This window comes from Streptomyces sp. NPDC057486 (genome assembly GCF_042802415.1).
Lineage (GTDB): Bacteria > Actinomycetota > Actinomycetes > Streptomycetales > Streptomycetaceae > Streptomyces > Streptomyces yanii.
In genome coordinates this window covers 1-11,523 of the sequence record NZ_JBHVEE010000209.1, presented here as the reverse complement: position 1 = coordinate 11,523, position 11,523 = coordinate 1, and the positions used below count along the sequence as shown (strand labels likewise).

General features: G+C 72.1%; 13 protein-coding genes. 5 read left to right on the top strand and 8 right to left on the bottom strand.

Annotation, left to right across the window (positions count from 1 at the left end):
- Nucleotides 1–76: 76 nt before the first annotated feature.
- The 5 genes from ACFU6I_RS45725 to afsQ1 all read right to left on the bottom strand — a co-directional run bounded on the left by ACFU6I_RS45725 (nucleotide 77) and on the right by afsQ1 (nucleotide 3,850).
- Nucleotides 77–277, bottom strand: coding sequence for a PspC domain-containing protein (locus tag ACFU6I_RS45725; RefSeq protein ID WP_345515148.1), 201 nt, complete (start codon nucleotides 275–277; stop codon nucleotides 77–79).
- Between the two features lie 94 nt (nucleotides 278–371).
- Entirely contained in the window at nucleotides 372–926 is a 555-nt protein-coding gene (locus ACFU6I_RS45720; RefSeq protein ID WP_327244685.1) for a VanZ family protein, read from the bottom strand.
- Nucleotides 927–1,014: 88 nt separating this feature from the next.
- A complete protein-coding gene (locus tag ACFU6I_RS45715) occupies nucleotides 1,015–1,638 on the bottom strand; it encodes a hypothetical protein (RefSeq protein WP_384379675.1) in 624 nt (207 codons plus the stop codon).
- A complete protein-coding gene (locus ACFU6I_RS45710) occupies nucleotides 1,638–3,176 on the bottom strand; it encodes an ATP-binding protein (protein WP_384379672.1) in 1,539 nt (512 codons plus the stop codon). Before ACFU6I_RS45710 ends, ACFU6I_RS45715 begins: the two co-directional genes overlap by 1 nt.
- Complete coding sequence (afsQ1, locus tag ACFU6I_RS45705) at nucleotides 3,173–3,850, bottom strand: two-component system response regulator AfsQ1 (protein ID WP_189275392.1); 678 nt, start codon at nucleotides 3,848–3,850, stop codon at nucleotides 3,173–3,175. Before afsQ1 ends, ACFU6I_RS45710 begins: the two co-directional genes overlap by 4 nt.
- A gap of 182 nt (nucleotides 3,851–4,032) precedes the next feature.
- Between afsQ1 and ACFU6I_RS45700 the strand changes: the two genes are divergently transcribed.
- Entirely contained in the window at nucleotides 4,033–4,821 is a 789-nt protein-coding gene (locus ACFU6I_RS45700; protein ID WP_384379669.1) for a SigE family RNA polymerase sigma factor, read from the top strand.
- Between the two features lie 194 nt (nucleotides 4,822–5,015).
- Here the strand turns inward: ACFU6I_RS45700 and ACFU6I_RS45695 are convergent, their stop codons facing one another.
- The gene (locus ACFU6I_RS45695; RefSeq protein WP_384379666.1) at nucleotides 5,016–5,735 is read right to left on the bottom strand and encodes a response regulator; all 720 of its coding nucleotides are present in this window, start codon (nucleotides 5,733–5,735) and stop codon (nucleotides 5,016–5,018) included.
- Nucleotides 5,732–6,916 (bottom strand): sensor histidine kinase, encoded by a 1,185-nt coding sequence (locus tag ACFU6I_RS45690; protein WP_384379663.1) that lies wholly within the window; start codon nucleotides 6,914–6,916, stop codon nucleotides 5,732–5,734. The genes ACFU6I_RS45695 and ACFU6I_RS45690 overlap by 4 nt, the downstream gene beginning before the upstream one ends.
- Nucleotides 6,917–7,061: 145 nt before the next feature.
- On the opposite strand from ACFU6I_RS45690, the gene ACFU6I_RS45685 reads away from it, so the two are divergent.
- Genes ACFU6I_RS45685 through ACFU6I_RS45675 form a run of 3 tightly spaced genes read left to right on the top strand, consistent with a single transcriptional unit; the run spans nucleotide 7,062 to nucleotide 10,305 of the window.
- A complete protein-coding gene (locus ACFU6I_RS45685) occupies nucleotides 7,062–7,994 on the top strand; it encodes an ABC transporter ATP-binding protein (RefSeq protein WP_384379660.1) in 933 nt (310 codons plus the stop codon).
- On the top strand, nucleotides 7,991–9,532 hold the full coding sequence (locus ACFU6I_RS45680; protein ID WP_384379657.1) for an ABC transporter permease subunit: 1,542 nt from the start codon (nucleotides 7,991–7,993) through the stop codon (nucleotides 9,530–9,532). The genes ACFU6I_RS45685 and ACFU6I_RS45680 overlap by 4 nt, the downstream gene beginning before the upstream one ends.
- Entirely contained in the window at nucleotides 9,529–10,305 is a 777-nt protein-coding gene (locus ACFU6I_RS45675; RefSeq protein WP_384379654.1) for an ABC transporter permease, read from the top strand. Before ACFU6I_RS45680 ends, ACFU6I_RS45675 begins: the two co-directional genes overlap by 4 nt.
- A gap of 19 nt (nucleotides 10,306–10,324) precedes the next feature.
- Here ACFU6I_RS45675 and ACFU6I_RS45670 read toward each other — a convergent pair whose 3' ends face one another.
- Nucleotides 10,325–11,020: a uridine kinase gene (locus tag ACFU6I_RS45670; protein WP_384379651.1), complete on the bottom strand. Its 696-nt coding sequence runs from the start codon at nucleotides 11,018–11,020 to the stop codon at nucleotides 10,325–10,327.
- Nucleotides 11,021–11,084: 64 nt separating this feature from the next.
- On the opposite strand from ACFU6I_RS45670, the gene ACFU6I_RS45665 reads away from it, so the two are divergent.
- Nucleotides 11,085–11,489 carry a hypothetical protein gene (locus ACFU6I_RS45665; RefSeq protein WP_384379648.1) on the top strand — a complete coding sequence of 135 codons (405 nt, stop codon included), beginning with the start codon at nucleotides 11,085–11,087 and terminating at the stop codon, nucleotides 11,487–11,489.
- The last annotated feature ends 34 nt before the right edge of the window (nucleotides 11,490–11,523 follow it).

Here is an 11,523-nt window from a genome sequence, read left to right as displayed (position 1 = left end):
CACCCGACCCGGGTGTCCGCCCCACGTGTGCGTCCGGGGACGAGGGGATGTCCGGCCATGATCCGCCGGACAGCCCCTACCAGGCGGCCGCCGACGACTTCTCGGCCGGCAGCAGCAGCCACAGCGCCAGGTAGAGCAGGAACTGCGGACCGGGCAGCAGACAGGAGACCAGGAAGATCACGCGCATGGTCCCGGCGGACGTGCCGAAGCGCCGTGCCAGCGCTGCGCACACTCCGCCGATCATGCGTCCGTCACGGGGGCGGGCAAGTGCGGCCATGGTGGGCTCCTTCGCGAACCGTTTGCTGGGGAGCAGCTCCGTCGTGCTCCCGATGTCTCCATGGTGGCTCCGCGAACGGGGGCAAAGCGTCGCTCTACGGTGCGATACCGACCCTGGAAATCGTCGGGGTCGACCCCTGAGAGGTCTCCTCCCTGGGGCGGGGAATCGCCCCCCGCACCCGCTGCTCCTGCTTCCGGCGGCGCAGCCGCTTCCGGAACACCGGCACCACCAGCAGATGGGCCAGCGCCACCCCGACCGTGTTCAGCAGCAGCGAGTCGACATCGACGACCTGCCCCGGCACCCCGGTCTGCGCCAGCTCGATGGTCAGCGAGATCAGCGACCCGGCGGCGACCGTACGCGCCAGCGAGGCCCACGGGGAGACGAAGAGCCGGCCCCCGGCCATCGGCAGCAGCACCCCCAGCGGTGCCAGCAACAACAGTCCCTCACCGATCCGGTGCGCCGCCGCGGCCGGGCCGAGGGACAGGTCCGCCCTGATGCCGGCGAGCGGTTGAAGGTTCGCCGCTGTCACCCACGGGACGTCCAGCGGGCGCAGAGTCAGCCACCCGACCAGTAGCAGATGCGCGAGGAGGAGGAACCCTCCGGCCGCGCGGAAGCGGATGACGGCCTGGCCGTCCGAACCTTGACCCACGCCTCCCAGGACGCCCCCACCGGCGGGATCGGTTCCGCCCCCGCCCCAGAAACCCGGGCGGGGGCGGAGCGACATGCGGGGGAGGCCGTCAGGGCAGTTCGAGCGCGCCGAGCGTCGGCACGGACTTCGGCCGGGCCTTCGTCTCCGAGGTGCACAGATAGCCGCGCGGGGCATACTTCCCGGGTCCGCCGAGCAGCACCGTGCCGTCGGTGGCGAGCGACTCGCTCTCCGCGTAGGTGCACACGATCTGCGCCAGCGCCTGCGACGGCAGGTCCTCCGGCTGCTCGCTGAGCCGCAGCGCGCCCGCCGGATCGCCCCGACGCGCCTCGCCGATCCGGAGCGCCGCCGGCACGGTTGTGGAGAAGCCGGCCTGGCGCTCGTCGTCGGCCGGTTCCCGCTGCAGCTCGTCGAGGAGCGCCTGCGCCACCTGGACCCGGTCCGACGTCGCGTCGTCGATCTGCACCGTGCGGTCCACCGTGACCAGTTGCGAGGCGCAGACCAGATAGATCTGGACCGGGATGCCCTTCAACGCCTCTGTGCTGACGTCCTCCGCGGACATCGAACACGGCACCCGCGACGGCGCGGCCCCGGCGTCGACCGGCACCGAGGTGGTCCTGATCCCGCATCCGGCGGCCAGCACGGCACAGACGACGGCTCCGGCCAGCGCCCCGGCCGAGCGGAGCGCCCGGTACCTGCCACGGTTGTTGCGCATCACGTCGCGCCGCCCTCCTCGTCCTGGACCTCCGCGTCGTGGTCCTGCGCGGTGCGGGTGAGCTGTTCGGCATCACGCGGCAGCCGCAGGACGAACACCGCGCCGTCGCCGTCCGGCGAGTTCGCCGCGGTGATGTCACCGCCGTGGATGTGCGCGTTCTCCATCGCGATCGACAGACCCAGCCCGCTGCCCTCCGAACGCGGCCTGGACGCACTGGCCTTGTAGAAACGGTCGAACACGTGCGGCAGGACGTCCTCGGGAATGCCGGGGCCGTGGTCGCGCACCTCGATGACGAGTTCGTCGCCTTCGGTCCGTACCGCGACCCGTACCGGAGAACCGCCGTGCTTCAGCGCGTTGCCGATCAGATTGGCCAGGATCACATCGAGCCGGCGCGGATCGAGGCGGACCATCATGCCGCGCTCGGCGTCCAGATCCACCGCGTCCAGCCAGGCCCGGGCGTCGATACAGGCGGTGACCTGGTCGGCGACATCGACCGTGTCGAGGACGAGCCGGGCGGTACCCGCGTCGAAACGGGTGACCTCCATCAGGTTCTCCACCAGGTCGTTGAGCCGCCGGGTCTCGCTGACCACCAGGTGCACGGCGGGCGCGATCATCGGGTCGAGGCTGTCGGCCTCGTCCTCCAGCACCTCGGCGACCGCGGTGATCGCGGTGAGCGGGGTCCGCAGCTCGTGCGACATGTCGGCGACGAACCGGCGGCTGGACTCCTCCCGCGCGCTCATGTCCGCGACCTTCTTCTCCAGCGAACTCGCGGCCTTGTTGAACGTGCGGGAGAGATCGGCGAGTTCATCGGTGCCGGACACCACCAGGCGGGTGTCGAGTTTGCCCTCGCCCAGCTTGCGCGCCGCGTCACCGAGCCGCTGCACCGGCCGCAGCACCGTCGTCGCGGCGGCCTGCGCCAGCAGCGCCGAGCCGACCAGGGCGAGAGCCGTGGCGATACCCAGCGACCACGCAAGGGAGTTGAGGTCCTGCCGTTCCTGGTCGAGCGACTTCAGCATGTAGCCGGTCGGACCACCACCGATGATCTTCGTGCCTGCCACCAGGTACGGCGTACCGCGGATCGAGGTCCGTTGCCAGAACAGGTGGTACGCGTACTTGTTGCCCGCCTCCACCGGCTGCTTCCGGTTGACCTGCCGCTGCAGCGAGAGCGGCACGTTGTCGAGCGTGAACGTGTCCAGATCGGAGTTGCCCACGATCGGCTTGCCGCCGTCACGCTTGTCGACGAGCAGCACGCTGTAGCCGGGGCTGCTGCTCGCCATCTGCACGGCGGTGTTCTGCAGGTCGTCCTTGGTCGGCCGCAGCGGCAGCGAAGCCGCCCGGTTCTGCATCTGCTGCCGGAAGTCCCCGAGCGCGGCATCCTGCGTCCGCGTCAGGACGGCCTCGCGGTTGAGCCAGTACGCGATTCCCGAGGCCGACACCGCGGCGGTCAGCGCCACCAGTGCGAACACGACGACGAGCCGCAGTCGCAGACTGGTCCAGCGAAGTCCGGCGAGCAGACCGCGTTTGGCGGCAGCACTCACTGAGGCGAGTCCAGCCGGTAGCCCACGCCGCGCACGGTACGGATCAGGGTCGGCGAGGACGGCACGTCCTCGACCTTGGCCCGAAGCCGCTGCACACAGGCGTCGACCAGCCGGGAATCACCGAGATAGTCGTGCTCCCAGACCAGCCGCAGCAACTGCTGGCGCGACAGGGCCTGCCCGGGGCGACGGCTCAGTTCGAGCAGGAGCCGCAGCTCGGTCGGTGTGAGCTGCAGGTCCTCCCCGTTCTTCGTCACGGTCATCGCGGAACGGTCGATGACGACGTTCCCGAACGTCGCCGAGTCCGTGGACTCGCGCTCGCCGCGGCGCAGCACCGCGCGGATCCGGGCGTCGAGCACCCGGCCCTGCACGGGTTTCACCACATAGTCGTCGGCGCCGGACTCCAGTCCGACCACGACGTCGATGTCGTCGCTGCGCGCGGTCAGCAGAATGATCGGCAGCTGGTCGGTGCGCCGGATACGGCGGCACACCTCGAAACCGTCGATGCCGGGCAGCATCACATCCAGCACGATCAGGTCCGGCCGCTGCTCGCGCAGCAGTTTCAGGCCGTCCTCTCCCGTCGCCGCGGTGGCCACACGGTGGCCCTGGCGCGACAGCGAGAGTTCGAGGGCCGTGCGGATGGCGTCGTCGTCCTCGATCAGCAACAGGAAAGGCACGGAGGTCATTCTGGCCCATGGTGGAGCTTCAGTTCGACACTTGAAGCGCTCTCATACATCCGGCGCACCGGTGGGAGGCCCTGTGACAGGTCTGTGACAGTCGGCGGACAACGTCATGAAACAGCCCGGGCAAGCTCATTGGCACAAGGGAACGGACGGACTCCACCGACGGGGGGCGCGAGATGAACGCACTGCACAGCACGACCACAAGCGCAGTTGTCACGCGTCTCCACGACGTCGGCAGGGGCACCGAGAAGTCCGGCGCGGGAGGGGGCGCCTCCCTGCTCGAGCGGAATCGAGAGCTCGGGGCGGGGCGGGGGTGCGTTCGTGGCGTCGGGCGTCAGCACACGTCCTGTATGACGGTGGTCGACGCGACCGGGGGAGCCGGCGGGGGAGCCGCGTACGGGGAGGTCACGGGGGAGCGGACGTCCCGGACGGAGAGCTCGGACGCCGAAGCGGCGTTCACGGCCTACGTCCAGGAGCGCCGCGCCTCCCTGTACGCAACCGCCTACCACCTGACCGGTGACCGGTTCGAGGCCGAGGATCTGCTGCAGAGCGCCCTCTTCTCCACCTACCGGGCGTGGGACCGGATCAGTGACAAGGCAGCGGTCGGCGGGTACTTGCGCCGCACCATGACCAATCTGCACATCAGTGCGTGGCGCCGACGCAAGTTGAACGAATACCCGACCGAGGAACTGCCGGAGACGGTGGGCGATACGGACGCGATGCGCGGTACGGAACTGCGTGCCGTGCTCTGGCAGGCGCTGGCGCGGCTGCCGGAACTCCAGCGCACGATGCTGGTCCTGCGGTACTACGAGGGCCGCACGGACCCGGAGATCGCGTCGATACTCGACATCAGTGTCGGCACGGTGAAGTCGAGCATCTGGCGGTCGCTGCGGCGGCTGCGCGAGGACGAGGTGCTGAGCTTCGGCCGTGACGAGGAGGAGTCCTTCGGCGAGCTGGTGGCCTGAAGGCAGCGGGGGATCCGGGGGAGCCGGGGACTGCTGCTTCGGGGGAGGCGGCGGGCCTACGGGGGCACGCAGCGGGGTCGGATGGGCCGGGGGGTCCTGTCCGGCCCCGCGGTGCGTCCGGGGACGGGTGCGAGGGGGGCAGAGGGTCCGCGGGGGCAGGGGGCCCGCGGGGCTTCTGCCCCTGCCCCCGGTCCTCAACCGCGCGACGGCCCCGGATGCGGGGTCCTGCCCCGGGAGCCCGGGACGACCAGGCCCGATTCGTAGGCCGTCACCACCGCCTGGGTGCGGTCGCGCAGGGCCAGTTTGGCCAGGATTCGGCTGACGTGTGTTTTCACCGTCTCCTCCGTGATCAGCAGGCGCGTCGCGACCTCCGGGTTGGACAGGCCCTCCGCCACCAGGCGCAGGACCTCGGTCTCCCGGCGGGTGAGTGCTGCGAGTACCGCCGCGGGTACGGGGTCCGGAGTGCGGTGCTGGGTGGCGAATTCGCTGATCAGGCGGCGGGTGACCGTCGGAGCCAGCAGGGCCTGGCCGGCCGCGATGACGCGCACCGCGTCGAAGAGCCGCTCCGCGGTGACGTCCTTGAGCAGGAAGCCGCTGGCTCCGGCGCGCAAGGCGTCGTACACGTACTCGTCCAGGTCGAACGTGGTCAGGATGAGGATGCGGGGACCGTCCGGGCCCGACGCGGCCAGTTGTCTCGTCGCTTCGATGCCGTCCGTGCCCGGCATCCGTACGTCCATGAGGACCACGTCGGGCCGGAGACCTGCGCATGTCCGTACCGCCTCGGCGCCGTCGCACGCCGTGCCGACGACGGTGAAGTCCGGCTGCGTGTCCAGCAGGGCGGCGAAGCCCGTGCGGACGACCTGGTGGTCGTCGGCGACGACGATCCGTACGGCGGGCTGTGGCTCGGTGCTCATCCGGTGGTCTCCGCGTGGGTCGGCAGTACGGTCTCGACGAGGAAGCCGCCGCCGGGCGCGGGGCCGGTGCGCAGTTCGCCGCCGACCGCGGCGGCACGCTCGCGCATGCCGGACAGTCCGTGGCCGCCCGCGGGCGGCGCGGGCGGCGGGCCCGGGCCGTTGTCGCGGATGCGCAGGGCGAGGGTGCCGGCGGTGTAGTGCAGTTCCACGTCGACGGCGGCGCCCGGTGCGTGCCGCCGGGCGTTGGTGAGGGCTTCCTGGACGATGCGGTATGCGGCGAGCTCGACGCCCGGGTCGAGCGTCGCCTGCCGGCCGCGGACGATGAGGCGGGTGCCCGTCCCGGACGCGTCGCGGGCCTCGTCGAGCAGGTCGACCAGTTGTCGCAGGCCCGGCTGCGGCTGCCGGTCGGCCTTGTCGGACCCGGTGTCCTCGCGCAGGACGCCGAGCAGCCGGCGCATCTCGGTCAGTGCCGCCCGCGCGGTGTCGCCGATCGACGACAGCCGCTGCGCACCGGCGGCGGGCATCCCGGGGGTGGTCAGCCGGGCCGTCTCCGCCTGTACGGCGATCATGGAGATGTGATGGGCGACGACGTCGTGCAACTCGCGTGCTATCCGGGCGCGTTCGCTGCGTGCCGTGTGTTCGAGCAGGGTGCTGGTCATGGCCCGGTGAGCGGCGCTGTGGGTGAGTGCCTCGCCGCGGGCCCGGCGGGCGATGCCCGCCCACGCCGCGACCGGGGCGAGCGAGGCCAGCAGCACGGTGAGGACGCCGGTTTCGGAGTGCGCCGGGGCGAGCCGGGCGAGGGCGAGCGGCAGGAACGGCATGGCGAGGAGCGCCGCCGACCGCGCTGAGCCCGCGCGGCCCAGCCGGTGCAGGACGATCAGCTGGGCGCAGAGCCCTGCGACGGTCAGCGAGCGGAACGGGGCCAGCGACAGCACGGTTGCCGCGGTGACCGACGCGGCGGCCGCGGCAGGACTCAAAAACGCCGGGGGCAGCGTGGTGGCCAGCGCGAGCAGGCCGATGAGCAGACCGAACCGGACCGTGACGCCGCTGCCCGCCGTCCGCGCGAACGACTCGGTCACCGCGAGCAGCGCCAGGACCGTCCCGGCCACCGCAGGCGTACGAGGGCCGGCGCCGATGCGCCGCCCCCACTCGGCCCGTCCGCCCCACCGGTGCTCGTCCACGTCCGTCATTCTTGCCGCAGGTGGCGCACCCCGGCATCCCTCTCATGAGGGACCCGTGGCACCGGACATCCCTCGTGCCAGGGAGGGCAGAAGTCGCTGTCCGGCGTGACGACCGCGGGGCACCGGGCTGCCTAGCCTGCCGGACATGGAAGCAACCGTGGAAGTCACCGGCCTGCGCAAGCGCTACGGGCCGACCACCGCGCTGGACGGGATGACGTTCACCGTCAGGCCCGGACAGGTCACCGGTTTCGTCGGACCCAACGGCGCCGGCAAGTCCACCACGATGCGGGTCATCCTCGGCCTGGACACACCCGACGAGGGCACCGCGCTGATCGGAGGTCAGCCGTACCGGAACCTGCGGAACCCGCTGAACCACATCGGGGCGCTGCTGGACGCCGCCGCACTGCAGCCGGGCCGGACCGCCCGCAACCATCTGCTGTGGCTGGCCCACTCGCAGGGCCTCGGCGCGCGGCGGGTCGACGACGTCATCGAGCAGGCCGGTCTGGGGCCGGTCGCCGGGCGCCGGACGGCGGGCTTCTCGCTCGGCATGCGGCAGCGCCTCGGGATCGCCGCCGCACTGCTCGGCGACCCGCCGGTGATCATGCTGGACGAGCCGTTCAACGGCCTGGACCCGGAAGGCATCGTGTGGATGCGCGACTTCCAGCGTGCGCTGGCCGCACAGGGCCGGGCGGTGCTGCTGTCCAGCCACCTGATGAGCGAACTTCAGGACACCGCCGACCACTTGGTGGTGGTCGGACGCGGCAGGGTCATCGCCGACACCGGCGTGCGCGAGCTGATCGGGACCGCGTCCGGCGACCGGGTCACGCTGCGGACCTCGGCACGGTCGGAGGCGATGACGGCGCTTGCGTACGCCGGAGCCACCGTGGCTGCCACGGACCGCGACACCCTCACCGTCTCCGGGCTGGCGGCGGAGCACGTGGTGACGCTGCTCGGTGAGAGCGGGGTGCCGTTCTCCGAAGTGTCCGCGCACCGCGCGACACTGGAGGAGGCGTACATGGAACTCACCCGGGACGCGGTCGAGTTCCGCGCCGCGGCGGCCGAGGAGCCGGCCCGATGACCCGGACCACGACGTCGTACCGCTCCGGGACGCCGGCCGTGCACGCCGGGTTCGCTCAGCAACTGCGGGCCGAGTGGACCAAGTTCCGTACGGTACGGGGCTGGGTCGCCGGACTCGCGGCCGCGGCGCTGGTGATCGTACTGATCGGGCTGATCGGCGCCCACACCGAGCGGCCCACCTGCGAGGATCCGAACCAGCCCTGCACCGGTGCCAGGGGTCCGGGCGGCGAGGCCGTGACGGACCGGTTCTACTTCGTGCACCGGCCGCTGACCGGGGACGGCAGCATCACCGTACGGCTCACGTCGCTGGCCCCGGACGGTGCGAAGGGCGGGCTGCCGCCGTGGGCGAAGGCGGGGATCGTCCTGAAGGCGGGCGACCGGGCGGGGTCGGCGTACGCGGCCGTCATGGCCACCGCGGGGCACGGCGTGCGGATGCAGCACAACTACACGCACGACACGGCCGGTGCGCCCGGCACCGTCTCCGCCGCGTCCCCGCACTGGCTGCGGCTGACCCGGACCGGGGACACGGTGACCGGCTACCGGTCGGCCGACGGGGCGCGCTGGACCGCGGTCGGCACGGCACGCCTGACCGGACTGCCGTCGCAGGTGCAGGCCGGGATGTTCGCCGCCTCGCCACCCGCCACGGAGTCGACGAGCCAGAAGTTCGGCGGGCTGAGCAACCGCGGGGCGCCCACCCGGGCCACCGGTGTCTTCGACCACGTCGCTCTCAGCGGCGCGGAGTCCGGGGACGCGGCGTGGCACGGTGAGCAGATGGGCGGACCCGCCGACGACTTCGCGTCGGACGGCACGTTCCGCCGGGCGGACGACACGTTCACCGTCACCGGGTCCGGCGACATCGCACCGGCCGTGGGCGGCCCCATGACCGCGGGCGGTCAGACCATCGAGCGCAGCCTGGCCGGCACGTTCGTCGGGCTGATCCTGGTGATCGTCGTCGGGGCGACGTTCATCACCGCCGAGTACCGGCGCGGACTGATCCGCACCACCCTCATGGCGAGCCCGCGGCGGGGCAGGGCGCCGGCCGCGAAAGCCGTCGTCCTCACCGCCGTGACCTTTGCGGCCGGGCTGCCCGCCGCGGCGGCAGCGGTGCTGCTCGGTGAATGGCTGGTGCGCCCCGGCGGCTTCGACTTCCCGGTCCGCACGCTCACGGAGCTGCGCGTGGTGGCCGGTACGGCGGCCCTGCTCGCGGTCACCGCGGTGCTCGCCATGGCCGTCGGCACCGTACTGCGGCGCAGCGCCGGGGCGGTCACGCTGGTGTTCGCGGCGATCGTCCTGCCGTACATCCTCGCGACTGCCTCGATCCTGCCCGCCGGGCCCTCGCAGTGGCTGCTGCGTGTCACCCCGGCAGCGGGCTTCGCGATTCAGCAGAACATGCCGCGGTACGCGCAGGTGGACAGCGACTACACACCCGCCTTCGGCTACTTCCCGCTGCCGCCCTGGGGCGGATTCGCGGTGCTGTGCGGGTGGACGGCTGTCGCGCTGGGCACGGCGGTGTTCATGATGCGCCGGAGGGACGCATGAAGCAGACCCTGCACGCGGAGTGGACGAAGCTGCGCACCGTGACGGCCCCGGGGCGGCTGCTTCTTGCCCTTGTCGTGCTCACGGTGGCGGTCAGTGCCGCGACGGCCGCCGCCGTCGAGTGTCCGTCGACGGGCTGTCACCAGGACGTCGCCAGGCTCAGTCTGACCGGGATCCATGTGGGACAGACGGTCGTCGCCGTCCTGGCCGTGCTGGTGATCAGCGGTGAGTACAGCACGGGGATGATGCGCACCACGCTGATGGCGACACCGCGCCGGTCCACGGTCCTGGCCGCGAAGTCGGTCGTCCTCACGGGGGTGGTGCTGGTCGCCGGGGCGGTCGCGGTGTTCGGCTGCCTGCTGGCGGCGGGGCTGATCCTGCCGGGCAACGGTTTCACGACGGCGCAGGGCCAGGCGATGCTGTCCCCGGCCGACGGTCCGACGCTGCGCGCGGCGGCCGGGTCGGTGCTGTACCTGGTGCTGATCGCCCTGCTGGCCCTCGGCACCGCCACCGCGGTCCGGGACCCGGCGGCGGCGGTCGGTGTCGTACTCGGCCTGCTCTTCGTCCTCCCGATCCTCACGCAGCTGGTCACCGACCCGGACTGGCACCGTCACCTGCAGCAGATCGCCCCGATGACGGCGGGGCTCGCCATCCAGTCCACGACCGGTGCCGACAGCCTGCCCATCGGCCCGTGGGCAGGGCTGGGAGTGCTCGCGGGCTGGGCCGTGGCCGCACTCCTGGGAGGGGGACTGGTCCTGAGGCTTCGGGACGCGTGAGCCCCCGGCACCGGACCGGCTACGCCACCGGTGCCCGGCGGCACCGCCCTGCCGCAGCCGCCGCCAGGCGCCCGAGCGCCTCCTGCTTCCCGCAGGGGTGAGCGCCCAGCGCCGTCTGCCGTGCCACGATCCGCCGCTCCGCGCGCATCAGCCGCCACCCCCGTCGCAGCAGGAACGGCACGGACTTGCGGCCCTCGCGCAGATCCCGCAGCAGCCGGCGCCGGAACGTCGTCGTCGGACGGCCGCGCAGGCACAGCGCGTCCGCCAGGACGCCCAGTTCCTGGCATCGCTCGACTATGTCCGCCGCGAAGATGCCCTCGGCCACGAAGAGCGGCGTCCGCTCGATGTGGAGCGCCTCGCGGTCGATCCGGGAGCTGGTGGCGATGTCGTACACCGGGACGTTCGTACGCCCCGTGCGGCACAGCTCCGTGATGGCGGCGACCGCCGCATCCGCGTCCCAGGACTGTGCGGAGTCCCAGTCGATGTCCGAACTGCCCGGGACCAGCGGCAGTGTGGGGTCGTCACCCTCCTTGTAGAAGTCGTCCAGGCGCAGCACCGGGAGGTCGGTGCGGGCGGCCAGGAAGGACTTGCCGGAGCCGGAGGGGCCCGCGAGCAGCACGACGCGGGTCGGGATCGGTTGGGAACTCACAGGACACGAGTGTGAGGCATCGACCCGCGCGGGGGATCCCCCGGTGCCCGTGTTGGTATCCAGCATCACATCTCAATTACTCTACGCGTACAGATGATTACTCGATCGTTGTCGATCAGGTGGGAACTCCATGGCACGTCATGCACTTTCCAGGTCCCGGCGCCCCGCGCTGCTGCGCGCAGGTCTGACCGTCACCGCGATGGGCGCCGCGCTCGGTGCGGGGGGTGCGGCGGCCCACGCGGCGCCGCTGCCCATCGCTCCGGCCCCGGGCGCCGACAGCAGTCTCGACGCGGTCGGTGAGGCGACCGGGGACGCGGTGACCGGGGCGCTCGGGCACGGGGTCTCTCCGGTCACGAACCTTCGGCTCGACCCGCTGGCCAAGACGGGCGTGGACCCGCTGGCCAACGGGGTGGGGACACAGATCGGCGACTTCAAGCCGGTCACCACGGGCATCGTCACCGAACCGCTGAGCGGCGGTGGTGCGCTGAAAGACCTGCCGTTGGTGGGGCAGGTGACGGGGCTGGTGCACGGCTGATTCCCGCGCACAGGGCTGCGGCCCGCCCCTCCGC

Bases quoted from the DNA above. Each gene is read 5' to 3' on its own strand.
- ACFU6I_RS45725 (WP_345515148.1), bottom strand. From the start codon at position 277: ATGGCCGCACTTGCCCGCCCCCGTGACGGACGCATGATCGGCGGAGTG.
- ACFU6I_RS45685 (WP_384379660.1), top strand. From the start codon at position 7,062: ATGGAAGCAACCGTGGAAGTCACCGGCCTGCGCAAGCGCTACGGGCCG.
- ACFU6I_RS45665 (WP_384379648.1), top strand. From the start codon at position 11,085: ATGGCACGTCATGCACTTTCCAGGTCCCGGCGCCCCGCGCTGCTGCGC.
- ACFU6I_RS45695 (WP_384379666.1), bottom strand. From the start codon at position 5,735: ATGAGCACCGAGCCACAGCCCGCCGTACGGATCGTCGTCGCCGACGAC.
- ACFU6I_RS45670 (WP_384379651.1), bottom strand. From the start codon at position 11,020: ATGCTGGATACCAACACGGGCACCGGGGGATCCCCCGCGCGGGTCGAT.
- ACFU6I_RS45675 (WP_384379654.1), top strand. From the start codon at position 9,529: ATGAAGCAGACCCTGCACGCGGAGTGGACGAAGCTGCGCACCGTGACG.
- ACFU6I_RS45715 (WP_384379675.1), bottom strand. From the start codon at position 1,638: ATGCGCAACAACCGTGGCAGGTACCGGGCGCTCCGCTCGGCCGGGGCG.
- ACFU6I_RS45700 (WP_384379669.1), top strand. From the start codon at position 4,033: ATGAACGCACTGCACAGCACGACCACAAGCGCAGTTGTCACGCGTCTC.
- ACFU6I_RS45680 (WP_384379657.1), top strand. From the start codon at position 7,991: ATGACCCGGACCACGACGTCGTACCGCTCCGGGACGCCGGCCGTGCAC.